Annotated in this window: 13 protein-coding genes and 1 pseudogene; 5 read left to right on the forward strand and 9 right to left on the reverse strand. The window is 64.5% G+C overall.

The features are described 5' to 3' along the window. Positions 1 to 33: 33 nt before the first annotated feature. On the forward strand, positions 34 to 1728 hold the full coding sequence (ilvD, locus tag GHT07_RS08510) for a dihydroxy-acid dehydratase (protein WP_153584661.1): 1695 nt from the start codon (positions 34 to 36) through the stop codon (positions 1726 to 1728). 39 nt (positions 1729 to 1767) lie between these two features. Here the strand turns inward: ilvD and GHT07_RS08515 are convergent, their stop codons facing one another. Beyond that, the gene (locus GHT07_RS08515) at positions 1768 to 2013 is read right to left on the reverse strand and encodes a TIGR04438 family Trp-rich protein (protein ID WP_153584662.1); all 246 of its coding nucleotides are present in this window, start codon (positions 2011 to 2013) and stop codon (positions 1768 to 1770) included. Between the two features lie 112 nt (positions 2014 to 2125). On the opposite strand from GHT07_RS08515, the gene GHT07_RS08520 reads away from it, so the two are divergent. Continuing rightward, a complete protein-coding gene (locus GHT07_RS08520) occupies positions 2126 to 2428 on the forward strand; it encodes a c-type cytochrome (RefSeq protein WP_153584676.1) in 303 nt (100 codons plus the stop codon). Positions 2429 to 2493: 65 nt separating this feature from the next. Here the strand turns inward: GHT07_RS08520 and acs are convergent, their stop codons facing one another. Next, a complete protein-coding gene (acs, locus tag GHT07_RS08525) occupies positions 2494 to 4479 on the reverse strand; it encodes an acetate--CoA ligase (protein WP_153584663.1) in 1986 nt (661 codons plus the stop codon). Positions 4480 to 4649: 170 nt separating this feature from the next. Between acs and GHT07_RS08530 the strand changes: the two genes are divergently transcribed. Beyond that, positions 4650 to 5261 carry a YqhA family protein gene (locus GHT07_RS08530; RefSeq protein WP_153584664.1) on the forward strand — a complete coding sequence of 204 codons (612 nt, stop codon included), beginning with the start codon at positions 4650 to 4652 and terminating at the stop codon, positions 5259 to 5261. 15 nt (positions 5262 to 5276) lie between these two features. Here the strand turns inward: GHT07_RS08530 and GHT07_RS08535 are convergent, their stop codons facing one another. The 5 genes from GHT07_RS08535 to GHT07_RS08555 all read right to left on the reverse strand — a co-directional run bounded on the left by GHT07_RS08535 (position 5277) and on the right by GHT07_RS08555 (position 11111). Continuing rightward, the gene (locus GHT07_RS08535) at positions 5277 to 6128 is read right to left on the reverse strand and encodes a hypothetical protein (RefSeq protein WP_153584665.1); all 852 of its coding nucleotides are present in this window, start codon (positions 6126 to 6128) and stop codon (positions 5277 to 5279) included. 15 nt (positions 6129 to 6143) lie between these two features. Further along, positions 6144 to 7523 (reverse strand): class II fumarate hydratase, encoded by a 1380-nt coding sequence (gene fumC / locus GHT07_RS08540; RefSeq protein ID WP_153584666.1) that lies wholly within the window; start codon positions 7521 to 7523, stop codon positions 6144 to 6146. 76 nt (positions 7524 to 7599) lie between these two features. Next, positions 7600 to 9732, reverse strand: a complete 2133-nt coding sequence (locus tag GHT07_RS08545) for a hypothetical protein (protein WP_153584667.1) — start codon at positions 9730 to 9732, stop codon at positions 7600 to 7602. A 198-nt stretch (positions 9733 to 9930) separates the two neighbouring features. Then, positions 9931 to 10308 carry a YozE family protein gene (locus tag GHT07_RS08550; RefSeq protein ID WP_228488250.1) on the reverse strand — a complete coding sequence of 126 codons (378 nt, stop codon included), beginning with the start codon at positions 10306 to 10308 and terminating at the stop codon, positions 9931 to 9933. Between the two features lie 197 nt (positions 10309 to 10505). Continuing rightward, on the reverse strand, positions 10506 to 11111 hold the full coding sequence (locus GHT07_RS08555; RefSeq protein WP_228488251.1) for a histidine phosphatase family protein: 606 nt from the start codon (positions 11109 to 11111) through the stop codon (positions 10506 to 10508). 95 nt (positions 11112 to 11206) lie between these two features. Between GHT07_RS08555 and GHT07_RS08560 the strand changes: the two genes are divergently transcribed. Both GHT07_RS08560 and murI read left to right on the forward strand, forming a co-directional pair. Further along, on the forward strand, positions 11207 to 12760 hold the full coding sequence (locus GHT07_RS08560; protein ID WP_153584668.1) for a fumarate hydratase: 1554 nt from the start codon (positions 11207 to 11209) through the stop codon (positions 12758 to 12760). Between the two features lie 12 nt (positions 12761 to 12772). Beyond that, positions 12773 to 13561 carry a glutamate racemase gene (gene murI, locus GHT07_RS08565; RefSeq protein ID WP_153584669.1) on the forward strand — a complete coding sequence of 263 codons (789 nt, stop codon included), beginning with the start codon at positions 12773 to 12775 and terminating at the stop codon, positions 13559 to 13561. 6 nt (positions 13562 to 13567) lie between these two features. Here murI and GHT07_RS08570 read toward each other — a convergent pair whose 3' ends face one another. Next, entirely contained in the window at positions 13568 to 14203 is a 636-nt protein-coding gene (locus GHT07_RS08570; protein WP_153584670.1) for a DUF6806 family protein, read from the reverse strand. 38 nt (positions 14204 to 14241) lie between these two features. Further along, positions 14242 to 16354 (reverse strand): annotated as a pseudogene (locus GHT07_RS08575) (hypothetical protein); the annotation flags it as partial.

Here is a 16354-nt window from a genome sequence, read left to right on the forward strand (position 1 = left end):
AAAGAATCAGCACCCCGGCGCATACTGCCGCCCATGGACAAAAAAATCATCCCCATCAATTCGCGCAGCAGCACCATCACCGAGGGCAAGTCGCGCGCTCCCAACCGCTCCATGTACTACGCCATGGGCTACGAGGAGGCCGACTTCAAAAAGCCCATGGTCGGCGTTGCCAACGGCCACAGCACGATCACGCCGTGCAACAGCGGCCTGCAAAAACTCGCCGACGCTGCCATCGCAGGCATTGAAGAGGCCGGCGGCAACGCGCAGGTGTTCGGCACACCCACCATCTCCGACGGCATGGCGATGGGCACCGAGGGCATGAAGTACTCGCTGGTGAGCCGCGAAGTGATCTCCGATTGCATCGAAACCTGCGTGCAGGGCCAGTGGATGGATGGCGTGGTCGTGATCGGCGGCTGCGACAAGAACATGCCCGGCGGCCTGATGGGCATGCTGCGCGCCAATGTGCCGGCCATCTACGTGTATGGCGGCACGATTCTTCCGGGCAAGTGGAACGGCAAGGACCTGAACATCGTCAGCGTGTTCGAGGCCGTGGGGCAAAACGCCGCCGGCAACCTCAGCGATGCCGACCTGCGCGAGATTGAAATGCGCGCCATTCCCGGCACCGGCTCCTGCGGCGGCATGTACACGGCGAACACGATGTCGAGTGCTTTCGAAGCGCTCGGCATCTCACTGCCCTACTCGTCCACGATGGCGAACCCGCACGACGAGAAAATGAACTCCGCCAAGGAGTCGGCGAAGGTGCTGATCGAGGCGATCAGGCAGGACATCAAGCCGCGTGACATCGTGACCAAGAAGGCGATTGAGAACGCAGTGGCTGTGATCATGGCAACAGGCGGCTCGACCAACGCCGTGCTGCACTTCCTGGCCATCGCGCATGCCGCGGGCGTTGAATGGACCATCGACGACTTCGAGCGCATCCGCCAGAGAACGCCAGTGCTGTGCGACCTGAAGCCGTCCGGAAAATATTTGGCTGTCGACCTGCACCTGGCCGGCGGCATTCCGCAAGTGATGAAGGTGTTGCTCAATGCGGGCCTGCTGCACGGCGACTGCATCACCATCACCGGCCAGACGATCGCTGAGGTGCTGAAAGACATTCCGGATTCGCCGCGCGCCGACCAGGATGTGATCCGCCCCATCTCGAACCCGATGTACGAGCAAGGCCACCTCGCCATCCTCAAGGGCAACCTGTCGCCCGAAGGCGCTGTTGCGAAGATCACGGGCCTGAAGAACCCGGTGATCACCGGCCCGGCGCGCGTGTTCGATGACGAGCAGTCCGCGCTCAAGGCCATCCTCGACGGCAAGATCGTGGCGGGCGACGTGATGGTGCTGCGCTACCTCGGGCCCAAAGGCGGCCCCGGCATGCCAGAGATGCTTGCGCCCACGGGTGCCTTGATTGGTGCAGGCCTGGGCGAATCCGTCGGCCTCATCACCGATGGGCGCTTTTCAGGCGGCACCTGGGGCATGGTGGTCGGCCACGTCGCGCCGGAAGCAGCTGCGGGCGGCACCATTGCGTTCGTGCATGAAGGCGACTCGATCACGATTGATGCGCACCAGCTCAAGCTGGAGCTGAACGTGCCGGAGTCTGAAATCGACAAGCGCCGTGCGGCCTGGACGGCGCCGCAGCCGCGCTACACGCGAGGCGTGCAGGCCAAGTTCGCTTTCAATGCGTCCAGCGCCAGCAAGGGCGCGGTGCTCGACAACTACTGAAGCCAGCTCCCGCGGCGCCCGTTCAAGGCGCTGCGCGCTTCAGCGCTTGCGGCGCCCCGCCTGCATGCCGAGCGATTGCTTGTTCTTGTCGATGCGGGCCTGCTTCTTCGCCATCTCCTTTTCGACCGCCTTGCGTTTGGTGTAGCCAGACCAGTCGGCCCAGGCCCACCAGGCCATCGCCAGACCGAAGGGCGAGAGCACCAGCCACCACGGCCATGTGACAACAGGACTCATTTCGAGGTACTTCATCGCGAGCAAAATGATTCCAAGGCCCAAAAAAAGCATTGCATTTCTCCAGAGGCTGTAAAGCTGTGTCAAAGACAACGGCCAAGTCAACCACAACCGCTACTATGGCGTTGGACCAATGTACCGCAACTCGATCCACAGGACCAAAATGATGAAACGCGCCCTCTTTGCATTGCTGGCGGCCGCTGCTGTGATGCCTGCCATGGCTGACCAGGCCCTCGCCACCGCCAAGAACTGCATGGCATGCCATGCCACCGACAAGAAGCTGGTCGGCCCCGCTTACAAGGATGTCGCCGCCAAGTACGCCGGCCAGAAGGACGCCGTGGACAAGCTGGCAGGCAAGATCATGAAGGGTGGCTCAGGCGTGTGGGGTGCAGTCCCGATGCCCGCGAACACACAGGTCAACGACGCTGAAGCCAAGAAGCTCGCGGCCTGGGTCCTCACGGTGAAGTGACCTGCTGGTCCCACCCATAAAAAAAGCCCGTTCGCATGGGCTTTTTTCGTCGGTCGCTTCTATCGTCAGAGCTTTTCGGCCAGCTGCTCCAGGATCGCCGGGTTTTCAAGCGTCGACGTATCCTGCGTGATCGCCTCGCCCTTGGCGATCGACCTCAGCAGGCGGCGCATGATCTTGCCGCTGCGCGTCTTGGGCAGGTTGTCGCCGAAGCGGATGTCCTTGGGCTTGGCAATCGGCCCGATTTCCTTGGCGACCCAGTTGCGCAGCACGTTGGCGATCTGCTTGGCTTCGTCACCCACGGGCCGCGAGCGCTTGAGCACCACGAACGCGCACACCGCTTCGCCGGTCAGGTCGTCGGGCCGACCGACCACTGCTGCCTCAGCCACCAGCTCGGTCATTGACACGAGCGCAGATTCGATCTCCATCGTGCCCAGACGGTGGCCCGACACGTTCAACACATCGTCGATACGGCCCGTGATGCGGAAGTAGCCACGGTCAGCGCTGCGCACAGCGCCGTCGCCGGCGAGGTACAGCTTGCCGCCCATCTCTTCGGGGAAGTAGCTCTTCTTGAAACGCTCCGGGTCACCCCAGATCGTGCGGATCATCGAAGGCCAGGGCCGCTTCACGACGAGCATGCCGCCAGACCCATTGGGGATGTCATGGCCGACCTCATCGACGATGGCGGCCATGATGCCCGGCAGCGGCAGCGTGCACGAGCCCGGCACAAGCGGCGTGGCACCCGGCAGCGGCGTGATCATGTGGCCGCCGGTTTCAGTCTGCCAGAACGTGTCGACGATCGGGCAGCGCTCGCCGCCCACATGGCGGTGGTACCACATCCATGCTTCGGGGTTGATCGGCTCGCCGACGCTGCCCAGGATGCGCAGCGACGTCAGGTCCCAGTTCTTCGGGTGCACCTTCTCGTCGGTTTCCGCGGCCTTGATCAGCGAGCGGATGGCAGTCGGCGCCGTGTAGAACACCGTCACCTTGTGCTTCTCGATCATCTGCCAGAAGCGGCCTGCATTCGGGTACGTCGGCACGCCTTCGAAGATCACTTGCGTGCAGCCCGCTGCGAGCGGGCCGTAAGCCACGTAGGTGTGGCCCGTGATCCAGCCGATGTCGGCAGTGCACCAGAACACATCGGATGGCTTGATGTCGAACGTCCAGTCCATCGTGAGCTTGGCCCACAGGAGGTAGCCGCCGGTGGAATGCTGCACGCCCTTGGGCTTGCCCGTCGAGCCCGAGGTGTAGAGGATGAACAGCGGGTGCTCCGCGCCCACCGGCTCCGGCTTGCAGTCGGTGCTCTGGCCCTGCAGCACTTCGGCGAATGTCGTGTCGCGCCCGGCGACCATGTTGCAGGCCGTCGGCGTGCGCATGTAGACGATGACCGATTTGAGCGTGGTGCAGCCCCCCATCGCGATGCCTTCATCGACGATGGACTTGAGCGGCAGTTCCTTGCCGCCACGCATCTGGAAATTGGCGGTGACCACGGCCACGGCGCCTGCGTCGATGATGCGCTCATGCAGCGCCTTCGCCGAGAAGCCGCCGAACACCACGCTGTGCGTTGCGCCGATGCGGGCGCAGGCCTGCATCGCGATCACGCCTTCAACGGTCATGGGCATGTAGATCAGGACGCGGTCGCCCTTGTTCACGCCTTGCGCCTTGAGTGCGTTGGCAAATTGCGAAACGCGGCCCAGCAGCTCCTTGTAGGTCACGCGCGTCACGGCGCCGTCATCGGCCTCGAAAATGATCGCGTCCTTGTTTTCGGCCGCCGTTCCCATGTGTTTGTCGAGGCAGTTGGCTGACGCGTTCAGCTCGCCGTCGTCAAACCACGTGTAGAAAGGCGCATTCGATTCGTCGAGCACCTTGGTGAACGGCTTGTTCCACACAATGTTTTCGCGAGCCAGCCGCGACCAGAAACCATCCGGGTCCTTGCTGGCTTCGTCGCACAGGGCGTTATAGGCGTCCATGCCCGAAATGCGCGCCCCCTTGGTGGCGGCCTCAGGCGGCGGGAAAACACGGTTCTCGACCAGGACAGATTCGATATTGCTCATGACGTTTGTCTCCGCGGTGCAGGTTATGTTTCGCCGTAATGTCAGGGTATCCACTTACAGCGCACTGACGCGCTGCCACGGGGCCGGCTTTCGCCCGGTTGGCCTGAAAGACCCTGCGCCAATCTACTCCGTTGGCGCGGGCGTCACACTGCAAATCTACAATCGCCGACATGCAAGAACCCAAACCCGACAGCGACCTGCGCTCATCACTGCGCCCCCTGCCCAACCTGATTTTCGCGAGCCGCTGGCTGCAGCTGCCGCTCTATCTGGGCCTGATCGCCGCGCAGGCCGTGTACGTGTACCACTTCTGGGTGGAGCTGGTGCACCTGCTGCACGCCGTGATGGGCAGCCAGGAGGCACTGCAGCAGTTGATCACCAGCATCGGCTACAAGCCCTCGGGCGCACCGATCACGTCCCTGAACGAGACGGTCATCATGCTGGTAGTGCTGGCGCTGATCGACGTGGTCATGATCTCCAACCTGCTGATCATGGTGATCGTCGGCGGCTACGAAACGTTTGTCAGCCGCATGAACCTGGAGAGCCATCCCGACCAGCCCGAGTGGCTGAGCCACGTGAATGCCTCTGTGCTGAAGGTCAAGCTCGCGACGGCCATCATCGGCATCTCGTCGATCCACCTGCTCAAGACCTTCATCAACGCGGACAACTACTCTGACCGGGTGCTGATCGCGCAGACCTGCATCCACATCGCCTTCCTGTTCTCGGCGCTGGCCATTGCCTACACCGACAAGATCATGTCGGGCATCGAGGCGCGCAAACACTGACCGGCGGCTGCGGCCTCATGAGGGGGGCCGCTGTGCCGGCTCGGGCCAGCGGCGCACGCCGTCGGCATCGAAGGCCCAGTTCTGCTTGACGGGGTGGAACAGCAAGGCGCCCCTGGCGCGACCGGTAAATTCACGCAGGCTGATCTCGGGGCGCCAGCGCATGGTCGACAGCAGCGGCAAGATCGGCAACGGGTCCTGGCTGTCGCCCACATAGGATGCGTGCGACGAGCGCAAGTCTTCAACAACCAACCCGCGCACGGCCGCAACGGTGGGCATCAGCACCTCGAAGTGGCCTGACCACCCCTCCCGGTGCGCCTGCAGCACTGCATCCAGCAGGGGGCGCGAAATCCGGAACACCGGCAAAAATGCCTTGACCATGGCGCGCTTGTCCAGCGCCTTGCCCACCGGCACGCTCAGCGATGTCCACCACCGCCAACTCGGCCAGTCGTGAAAGCGAAAAGGGTGCGACGCGAGCAAGTCCGCTTTCGACGCGTCGAAGGCCTGCAGGAACTCGGACCAGGCGCCCCGGTATTCCACATCCGACTCGATCTGCCAGCAGTGGCGCCACGGCCCCCGCAGCATGGCGCTCGCCAGCGGCAGGTGCGTATTGCCCAGCACCCCCTCGCTGCCGTAGAGCGCAAACCCGAGTTCACCCGCCAGGGCTTCTGGCCGGAACAGGCTCAGGGCATGTTCGGCATCCATCGACTTGAGAAACGCCCGCCAGCGCTGCGTCACCTCGCCTTGATCGTCGTGCAGCAGCACGAAACAATCGGCACGCGGTGACACCTCACGCCACAAGCGCGCAAAGCGATACGCGACCGATTCGGTCCACTGGTGTGTGAGCAGGAAAACTGCCGTGTCGTGCATGGGCTCCTCCTGCGGCTAGATCATCTGCTCCGGCCTGACCCACTGGTCGAACTGGGCCGCTGTCACGTGGCCCGAAGCAATCGCCGCGTCGCGCAGGCTCGTGCCTTCCTGGTGTGCCTTCTTCGCGATCTGCGCCGCCTTGTCGTAGCCGATATGCGGGTTGAGCGCAGTCACGAGCATGAGCGAGCGGTCCACCAGTTCGGCGATGCGTTCACGATTGGCCGTGATGCCCGCAGCGCAATGGTCGTTGAAGCTGCGCATGCCGTCGGCCAGCAGGCGCACGCTCTGCAGGAAGTTGTGCGCAATCATCGGCCGGAACACATTGAGCTCGAAGTTGCCCGACGCGCCGCCAAAATTGATCGCAACGTCGTTGCCGAACACCTGGCAGCACAGCATGGTCAACGCTTCGCTCTGCGTGGGGTTCACCTTGCCGGGCATGATCGACGAGCCAGGCTCGTTCTCCGGAATGCCAAGCTCGCCGATGCCGCTGCGCGGGCCGCTGGCGAGCCAGCGCACGTCATTGGCGATCTTCATCAGGCTGGCAGCGAGTGACTTGAGCGCGCCATGCGCATTCACCAGCGCATCGCAAGCGGCCATCACCTCGAACTTGTTGGGCGCCGTGACGAAGGGCAGCTGCGTGAGGCGCGCGATCTCTGCGGCGACCTGCTGCGCATAGCCGGGCGGCGCATTCAGCCCGGTGCCCACGGCCGTTCCGCCCAGGGCCAGCTCACACAGATGCGGCAGCGCGGCATGCAAATGCCTGTCGGCCTGCTCCAGCTGCGCCGCGTAGCCCGAGAACTCCTGGCCCAGCGTGAGCGGTGTCGCATCCTGCAAGTGGGTGCGGCCGATCTTCACGATGTCCTTGAACTCGCCTGACTTTGCCGCGAGCGTCGCCTTCAGCTGCATCAGCGACGGCATCAGCCGGTTGCGGATGGCGTCAACGGCCGCCACGTGCATGGCCGTCGGAAACACATCGTTGGACGACTGGCTCATGTTCACGTCGTCATTCGGATGCACGAGCCGGCCCTGCCCGCGCTTGCCGCCCAGCAACTCGCTCGCGCGATTGGCAAGCACCTCGTTGACGTTCATGTTGGTCTGTGTGCCCGAGCCCGTCTGCCACACCACCAGCGGAAACTCATCGTCATGCTGGCCGCCGAGCACTTCGTCTGCGGCTGCGATGATGGCCGAAGCCTTGTCCTGCGCCAGCAAGCCGAGCAGGTGATTGACCACTGCCGAAGAGCGCTTGACCTGCACCAGCGCCCGGATCAGCTCGCGCGGCTGGCGTTCGCCGGAGATGTCGAAGTTCTGCAGCGAGCGCTGCGTCTGCGCGCCCCACAGCCGGTGCGCCGGCACGTTGACGGGGCCAAACGTGTCACTCTCGATGCGTGTGTTCATGGGCAGAAACTAGCACCTTTTGCGGCTGCGCACCTATGCCCCACGACTGGCGGCGGCCAGCCGCCGGCGCGCAGCGCTAGAACAGGAAGGAGCCGAGCCGCTGCAGCAGTGCCTCGGCTTCGACGTACAGGCCGTCTCGATGCAAGGCACGTGCCGTCGCCATGTCGCCGCGCAGCAGAACGTCGGCCGTGAGTTCCGTGGTTTCCACCTCGCTCAGCCGTGGCGTGGCCAGCGCCAGCTGCGTGAACTCACCGGCACGCGCGCGCATGCCGGCATCAGCGTGCAGCAAGGCGAGCAGCGTCAAAGTACGCATGCGCTCGAAGCCGCTGGCTGCAACGCCCGCCGTCTTCACCGACTCGATGGCCGCCGCCATCTTGTCGTGCATGGCCGCGCCCGACAGCCGCGCGACGTTGCGCAGCAGGCCCGCGCGATCGATCAGGCCGGGCTGCTTCGCAGCCAGCCCCAGGGCTGCATCGAGCGAAGCTTGCAGTTTGTCGCCCTGCCCCAGCAGCGACTTGACCTGGTAGTCGATGGCGTACAGCCGCGCCTGCGAGGCCGCATCGGGTGCCTGGGCGATGAGTGTCTCGACCTGCTGGCCCAGCGCGCGTGCGCGCGACCAGTGGCCCGCCCTGGCGCGCGCTGTCGCCTCGGCCAGGACGACTTCACCGAGCGAGACGGCCCAGTCGGACATCGCTCCCGCCTGCAGCGCGCCCTGGATCTCGGGCAATGCGTCGGAGGATTTGGTGAGGAACAGCCGCGCCGTCTCGGGCGGCAAGCCGGGGTGGCGTGCAGCGATGACGCCTGCCTCCATCAGGGCGCGGGCGCGCGTGTACGGGTCGGGCAGCGCCATGGCTTGCGCCAGCAGCGCATCGACGGCAGGCCGCAATGCGCCGGGCGCAGTGTCGTGCAATGCCCATGCGCGCAGTTCAATATCGGTGACCTTGGCATTGGCCGCAAACTCGGCGTCGCTGGCAATGGCCGGCGAGGCGCTGACGGATTTGAAAATACCGCGGGCGCGCGGCCCCTGGCCGACTTGCGCAACCAGCCGCGTCAGCTCGAGAGCGAGCAACGCCCGCGCACGGGCCGACATCGCGGAGGCAGCCGGATTCGGCGCGGGTGCGGCGCCACCAGCGCCACCGGCCGCAGCAGAGCCGCCCGCGCCAGCAGCCGATGTGCCCGGCTGCGCGGCGTCACCTCCCGGTGCAGGTGGAGATGCAGGTGCAGGTGCTCCAGCGGCCGCCACAGCGTCATCAGTTCCAGCGCCTTTGTAGCCCGCTGCCTTCGACAGCGTTTGTGCGGCCGCCACGGCCTGCTCGATGGAAATACCCTTGGCGCCCACTCGCTTGCCGCCTGCAGCCTGCACCAGCGGATCGTCAACGTCCGGGTCGCCCGTCGCCGGCCCGCCGTTGGCAGCGGCAGCGGCCGCCGTCGAGCCGCCCGCGCTGGCGCCCTTGTCGATCTTCTCGATTTTGTCGAGTAGCTCCGTCGCCTTGGCCTGTGCGGTCGGCGGCAGCTTGCCCACCGTCGTCAGGTTGTCGAAATTCCAGCCGGTGGCAAGGCCGCGGCCCGCAACGAACGCCACGGCAACGGCGACCGCCCCCACCAAAACCAGCGCAAGTCGCGCTCTCACGCTGCCTGACGCACTGCCGCCGGCATTTCCCGGCGCCTTGGCGGCCATCTCGCGCTGGATCTCCTCACGGATGCGCGCCTCCATTTCCGCGCGCACGCTCTGGTCGGCTTGCCGCTGGTCGCGGTTGGCGCGGAAATCAGCCGCCGCCTGCTCCTTCTTGCGCAGTTGCTGGCGCAGCAGGATCTCGTCGGTCACTTTGTCCACGTAGACGTGGCAGTGGGGGCACTGCCTGTCTTCGGACATCTTCACGCGGTGATGACAGGCCTTGCACTCTTCGAGCCCGTCGAACCGGCCCGTTGTCAGCGCAGTGAGGCCGAGCACCGGCGTTACTTCGACAACGAGGCCCGCGCGGGTGAACTGGTCACGGGCCTTGGCCGCGCGCTCGGCATCGACCGATGCGCCGATCTTCACGTCAGGAACGGCTTGCAGCGCCTTGATCAGCGCTGCGACGCGGTCAGGCCGAACACCCGCTTCGTGGGCGCCCCGCTCGATGTCAGCGAGCCCTGCACCCTTGGGCAGCCGCACCATGACGTCGAAATACGCCTCTTCCTCGACCACCTCTTCAGCTGGGTTTCCCATTCGACGTCCTGTTGAATCCGACTGCTGCCACCACTGTCGGGCTCAGTGTATCCAGTTGTATCAAACGGGACAATATGCGGGTTCAGCCTTCGTAACGGCTGACCTCATCGAGCAATTGCAAGGTGCTGCACACGCAAGCACTGCAGGACATCCGCCCGCATGCCTGCATTGTTTGACGACTAACCCGGTATGCGGCCGTCATTCGGCCTTCATGGTCGTGACGTCCGTCTTCTCGTTGTAATAGAGGGAAATCTTGTGAATCGCGCACAGGTCGATGCGCTCCCATGAACGGTCGTGTGACGAGTCGTAGCCGACCCAGTGAATGGCGATGTCGTACACGCAGTTGGTCGATTGCTTGTCAAAGCTGATCTTGCGCGACTTGCCGTTGGCCAGAATGCCATCGCCCAGATGATCTTTGCCCCAGTTCTTTTGCTTCGTGGGCACGACAAAGACTGATTCGATGTCGTAGCCGGTGCGGTTCGAGAGGACGAAATCTGCATCGCCTGCGACCGCCGTGTTGGCGATGGGTAGCAGGGCTGCCAGGAGCAGGGCGAAAAGAGTGGTGGCGACTTTCATGGGCGAGGCATTTCCTTGTTGGGGATGGGTTGGGACCAGTACGGGTGAATGTTCTTGCCGCAGCCCCGCCCAAACCAGCACAGCCTGCGTCACAGCCTTCACATGGATGAGTATGAAGTGGCCGGGCGGATCTGAACAGCACTTTTGTGCCCTGCCCCTTGCCCCCTGACCCCCTGCCGCCGCACCGGGTAATCCGACTAGGGTGCGACGCGTCCCACCACTTCGAGCGGGCCGGCGCCTGCGGGCACACGCACCACCAGTCCATCCGCGGACGACGGAACCTCGCCAGTGAGTTGCGTGATGTTCACCTGGTGGGTCACCACCACCAGCACGCCCGGCCCCTTCCATTCCTTCAGCAAGGCGCGGGCTGCGATGGTCTGGCGGTCAACATCGCCGGGCCGCGAAAAGAAGGAATTGAAGATGGGTTCTTCGCGAACCGGCGCGATGCCCTCGAACGCGAGCCGGGCCGTGTCGCGCGTGCGGCACCACTGCGAATGGAGCACCGACTGCACGCGGACGCCGCGCTCACGAAACAGTTGGCCCAGCCGCCGTGACTCGGCGCGGCCCCGCTCGTCGAGGTTGCGCTGCGTCGCACACACGCCGATCTGCATGTCCGCAGGATCGCCGACGCCGGGCGCCGTCGCGTGGCGAAACAGCACGATCGCGCCCGGCTTGGCGAGTGCAGCCCAGCCTGCTTCGTCGGCAAGGGCGGACCCGCCCGAGGCCGCGAGCAACACGGCAAGCAGGAACGAATGGAGAGCTGCGGCAATTCGCATCGGGTGACCTGTCAAAGAGGGTTTCAACCGCGATTGTTGCGACGGATGATTGACCTCGCTCGCCAAGGGCGTTGTCCTGGTCCGGCAGTAAAATTCAGGCTCCCAACCGAGACAACACACGCATGTCCACCACGATCAAGTACAGCGACCTCGTTGAATCCATCGCAGCGTCGCTGCAATACATCTCCTACTACCACCCCGCCGACTTCATTGCGCATCTCGCACGCGCCTATGAAAAAGAGCAAAGCCCCGCTGCGAAGGACGCGATCGCGCAGATCCTCACCAACAGCAAGATGAGCGCGATGGGCCATCGCCCCATCTGCCAGGACACAGGCATCGTCAACGTGTTTCTCAAGGTCGGCATGGACGTGCGCTTCGAGGGCTTTTCCGGCAGCCTCGAAGACGCCATCAATGAAGGCGTGCGCCGCGGCTACAACCACCCCGACAACACGCTGCGCGCTTCCATCGTGGCGGACCCGCAGTTCGCACGCAAGAACACGCAAGACAACACGCCCTGCGTCGTCTCGATGCAGATCGTGCCGGGCGACAAGCTCGATATCACCGTGGCAGCCAAGGGCGGCGGCAGCGAGAACAAGAGCAAGCTCGTGATGCTCAACCCGAGCGACTCCGTGGTCGACTGGGTGCTCAAGACGGTGCCCACGATGGGCGCGGGCTGGTGCCCACCCGGCATGCTGGGCATCGGCATCGGCGGCACTGCGGAGAAGGCGATGGCCATGGCGAAGGAGTCGCTCATGGAAGACATCGACATGTACGAGCTGCAGGCCAAGGCTTCGAGCGGCGCGGTGCTGTCGAAAGTTGAAGAGCTGCGGCTTGAGCTGTACGAGAAGGTCAATGCGCTGGGCATCGGCGCGCAAGGCCTGGGCGGCTTGACCACCGTGCTCGACATCAAGATCAACATGTTCCCCACGCACGCGGCGGGCAAGCCCGTGGCAATGATCCCGAACTGCGCGGCAACGCGTCATGCGCACTTCGTGATGGATGGCTCCGGCCCGGTCTACCTCGAAGCGCCCAGCCTCGACTTGTGGCCGAAGGTGCAATGGATGCCCGACACGCAAAAGAGCCGCCGCGTCAACCTCGACACGCTCACCAAGGAAGAGATCGCGACGTGGAAGGCCGGCGAGACGCTGCTGCTCAACGGCAAGATGCTCACGGGCCGCGACGCCGCGCACAAGCGCATCCAGGACATGCTGGCCAAGGGCGAGCAGTTGCCTGTCGACTTCACGAACCGCGTGATCTATTACGTGGGCCCGGTCGATCCGGTGCGTGAGGAAGTCGTTGGCCCTGCTGGCCCCACCACTGCCACACGCATGGACAAGTTCACCGACATGATGCTCGCCAAGACGGGGCTCATCGGCATGATCGGCAAGTCCGAACGCGGGCCAGAGGCGATCGAGGCGATTCGCCATCACAAGGCCGCGTATCTGATGGCCGTGGGCGGTGCGGCTTACCTCGTGTCGAAAGCGATCAAGACGGCGAAGGTGCTGGGCTTTGCCGACCTGGGCATGGAAGCGATCTACGAATTCGACGTGGTCGATATGCCGGTGACGGTGGCTGTCGATTCGGGTGGCACCAGCGTGCACAACACCGGCCCCGCCGAATGGCAAAAGAAGATCGCGACGGGCCAGTTCAAGGGCATTGCTGTCGCGGCTGCCTGATGGGCCGCTGGCATGTCCGCAGCGCCTATCGGCGTTTTTGATAGCGGGCTGGGCGGCTTGAGCGTTCTGCGCGCGCTGCGCGCTGAATTGCCCGGCGAGCACTTCATCTACTTCGCCGACACGGGCAACGCGCCGTACGGCGAGCGCAGCGACGAGTTCATTGCCGCCCGCTCGCTGGAGATCGCCCGCCACCTGCACGATGACCACGGCGCGAAGGCGCTCGTCGTGGCGTGCAACACCGCGACGGCGTCCGCCATTCACCTGATCCGGCAGACGTACGCGCACCTGCCCGTGGTGGGCGTCGAGCCCGGTTTGAAGCCCGCCATCGCCGCGAGCCAGACGAAGCGCATCGGCGTGCTGGCCACCCGCGGCACGCTGGCCAGCGCGAAGTTCCGCGCGCTGCATCTCAGCCTTGCGAATCAGGCCTCGTTCCAGTTGCAGCCGTGCGATGGCCTGGCCGACGCCATCGAGCGCGGCGACACGGCGCTTGTCGATGAGTTGTCTGAGCGGTATGTGGATGCGCTCGGTACCGTGGGCAGCGGGCCCGGCGAGGTCGATACGCTGGTGCTCGGCTGCACCCACTACCCGCTGGTGATGGAACGCTTCGCGCAGCTTGCAGGGCCGCAGGTGCGATTGATTGAAACGGGTGCGCCTGTTGCGCGCCATACCCGGTTTGTGCTCGAAGGCGCAGGGTTGCTGGCGCAACAAGGCCCGGGAGAGCTGTCGCTATTGACTACTGGCGATTTGGTCGCCCTGCAAGCCGCTGCCGCCCGGTGGCTGGCGCGGCCCCAAGGCAGCTAACGCGATCTAGTGCAAGTGGCGCGGCCGGCGCCCGCCGCCGTGGCCGGGACCGTTGCCGCCACTGCCGCCCGAGCCACGCGGTGGCCGGCCGATTTCAAGTGAGCTGACGAGCTGCTCGAAGCGCTGGCCGAACAGCTTGTCGATTTCAGCGACGACGCCGCCCAATTCAGCGCCATCGAAGTGGCGCTCCATCATGTTGACGACATCTTCCACGAGCAGGTCACGCTGCACTTGCATGATTGCAGCAGGTGTGGGGCCGACGAAGAGCATCACAAAATCGTCGCGGGCTTCACCTTCGGGCGGGTTGTCTTCGTCGTCGAAGTCGGCGTCGTAGAAAGTGACTTCAATGGCGGCGCCCTGCTCTGCGAGCTCATTGAGGCTCATGCACATTTCGTCGAGCGACTGGCGAAAGTCTTCATCGCCCGGCACCGTCCAGCACATGCGCAGCACGTGCTCGGTTGCGTCGAACTTGATGCCGGGTTCTTCCTCGTAGGAGCTCTCGGCGCCATCGGCCAGCGACTTGGCGCCCGCATACTTCCAGATGGGCTTGAGCGCTTCCTGCAACTGCTCGTACGCCACGTCGGCGCGCAGGGGGACGTCTCCATGGACGTGGATTTCGAAGGGTGCGTTGTAGCGGGCCATGGGGCCATTGTGCCACTGCCCCCGAAGGGGCCTGGCCCCTAGATCGCGATGAAATTCTCGAATGTCAGCGTGCCCACCAGACCGGTGATCTGCGCGAACTGCACCATCGGTTTGGAGCCCGTACCGTCGGGGTCAAAGTAGAGATTGCCGCTCGTGCTGTCGAAGATCACGCGGTCGGTGGTGTCGTGGGCTGCCGTGCCGATATAGAACGCATCGGGGAAGTAGCCCATGCCCGCGGACAGCTTGGTTGTGTAGATCGACCGGGCCAGCCCGATATGGTCCACCGACGCATCAAAGCCCTGGATCACGTCGAACTGTGAGCCGACGGGCTTGGTATCGAACACGAAGCGGTCAGCGCCGTCGCCACCGATGAGCAGGTCTTTGCCCGTGCCGCCGAAGAGGTAGTCGTCACCCGCCCCGCCAATGAGCGTGTCATTCCCCGCCCCGCCCTTGAGCACATTGCTGAGGTCGTTGCCCGTGATCACGTTGTTCAGCGCGTTGCCGGTTCCGCGCGTGGCGGTGCCGATCAGCGTGAGGTTCTCGACATTGGCGATCTTCTCGAGCGTGAAGTCGACGGTGGCGATCACGGTGTCGGTGCCCTCACCGTCTTTCTCGTAGATCTTGTCCTGGCCGTCGGTCATCAGGTAGATGTCGTTGCCCTTGCCACCGTACAGCTTGTCGAGCTCGCCGCGGCCCCACAACAGGTCGTCGCCGCCATTGCCGATCAGTGTGTCGCGGAACTCTGTGCCAAGCATGTACTCGTTGGCACCGGTGCCAACGTCAGGCGCACGCACCACGATGTAGGCGTCGACGATGGTGCCGGTGCCCGAAACGCCGCCTACTGCCAGGCTGAAGGTCTCGTTCTCTTCGTAGAAGAAGTCGTTCACCAGCGGCAGGCTGACGGTAAAGCTGGTCACGCCCGCCGGGACGGTAACGAGCCCGCCTGCCAGTGTCACGCCATCGCTCAGCACGGCGGCGGCCACGTCGTAGTCAGCCGACGTGGTGGTCACGTTGGTCAATGCAAGCGAGAACGTGCGCGGTGCATCCGCCACGCCGCTCAGACCCACCGAGAAGACCATGCTGCTGCCTTCGGTCGCCATGGCAGACGAGACCGAGTCGACCACGACGGTGTCGTCGTCGATGATGGTTCCGGTTGCCGAGACACCGCCTACGGTCAGGTTGAGTGTTTCGTCGTTCTCGTCAATCAGGTCGCCCGTCGTCGGGATCGTGACGGTGAAGCTCGTCACGCCTGCCGGCACAGTCACATTGCCCGCGCTGAGCGTGACGCCCGCGCTGAACGTCGCACTGGCTGCGCTGTGGTCGGCATCGGTCGTTGTACCGTTGGCAATCGAGAACGAGAACACGCGTGGCGCATCAGCATCGGTCGACAGCGTGACGGTGTGTACGAGGCTGCTGCCCTCCGTCACGCTCGCACCGGAGACGCTCGCTATGGTGGCCGTGTCGTCGTCGATGATCGCGCCGGTGGCGCTGGCGCCGCCGACCGTCAACGTGACGGTCTCGTCTGACTCGTCAGTGGCGTCGCCCACCGTGGGGACAGTGATCGTGAAGGTCGACACGTTCGCCGGCACGGTGACGAAGCCGCCACTCAGGGTGACCGAGTTGCTGAAACTCACGCTCGCCGCTGTGTAGTCGCCGCTGGACGCAGTGCCGCCGCCGAGCGAATACGCGAAGCTCGTCGCGTGATCGGCCGTCGTCGACATCGTCACGGTGTGCACCAGGTTGCCGCCTTCGGTGACGCTGGCTGCCGACACGCTGGAGATCGTTGCCGTGTCATCATCGACGATGGTGCCGGTGGCGCTTGCGCCGCCGACCGTCAGGTTCACCGTCTCATCAAATTCGTCGACCGCATCGCCCACTGTGGGCACGGTCACCGTAAAGCTCGATACGGTCGCCGGCACGGTGACGAAGCCGCCGCTGAGAGTGACCGAGTTGCTGAAACTCACGCTCGCGGCCGTGTAGTCGCCGCTGGACGCAGTGCCGCCGCCGAGCGAATACGCGAAGCTCGTCGCGTGATCGGCCGTCGTCGACATCGTCACGGTGTGCACCAGGTTGCCGCCTTCGGTGACGCTGGCTGCCGACACGCTGGAGATCGTTGCCGTGTCGTCATCGACGATCGTGCCTGTGGCGCTG

It is taken from the genome of Caenimonas koreensis DSM 17982 (assembly GCF_009646335.1).
GTDB lineage: Bacteria > Pseudomonadota > Gammaproteobacteria > Burkholderiales > Burkholderiaceae_C > Ramlibacter > Ramlibacter koreensis.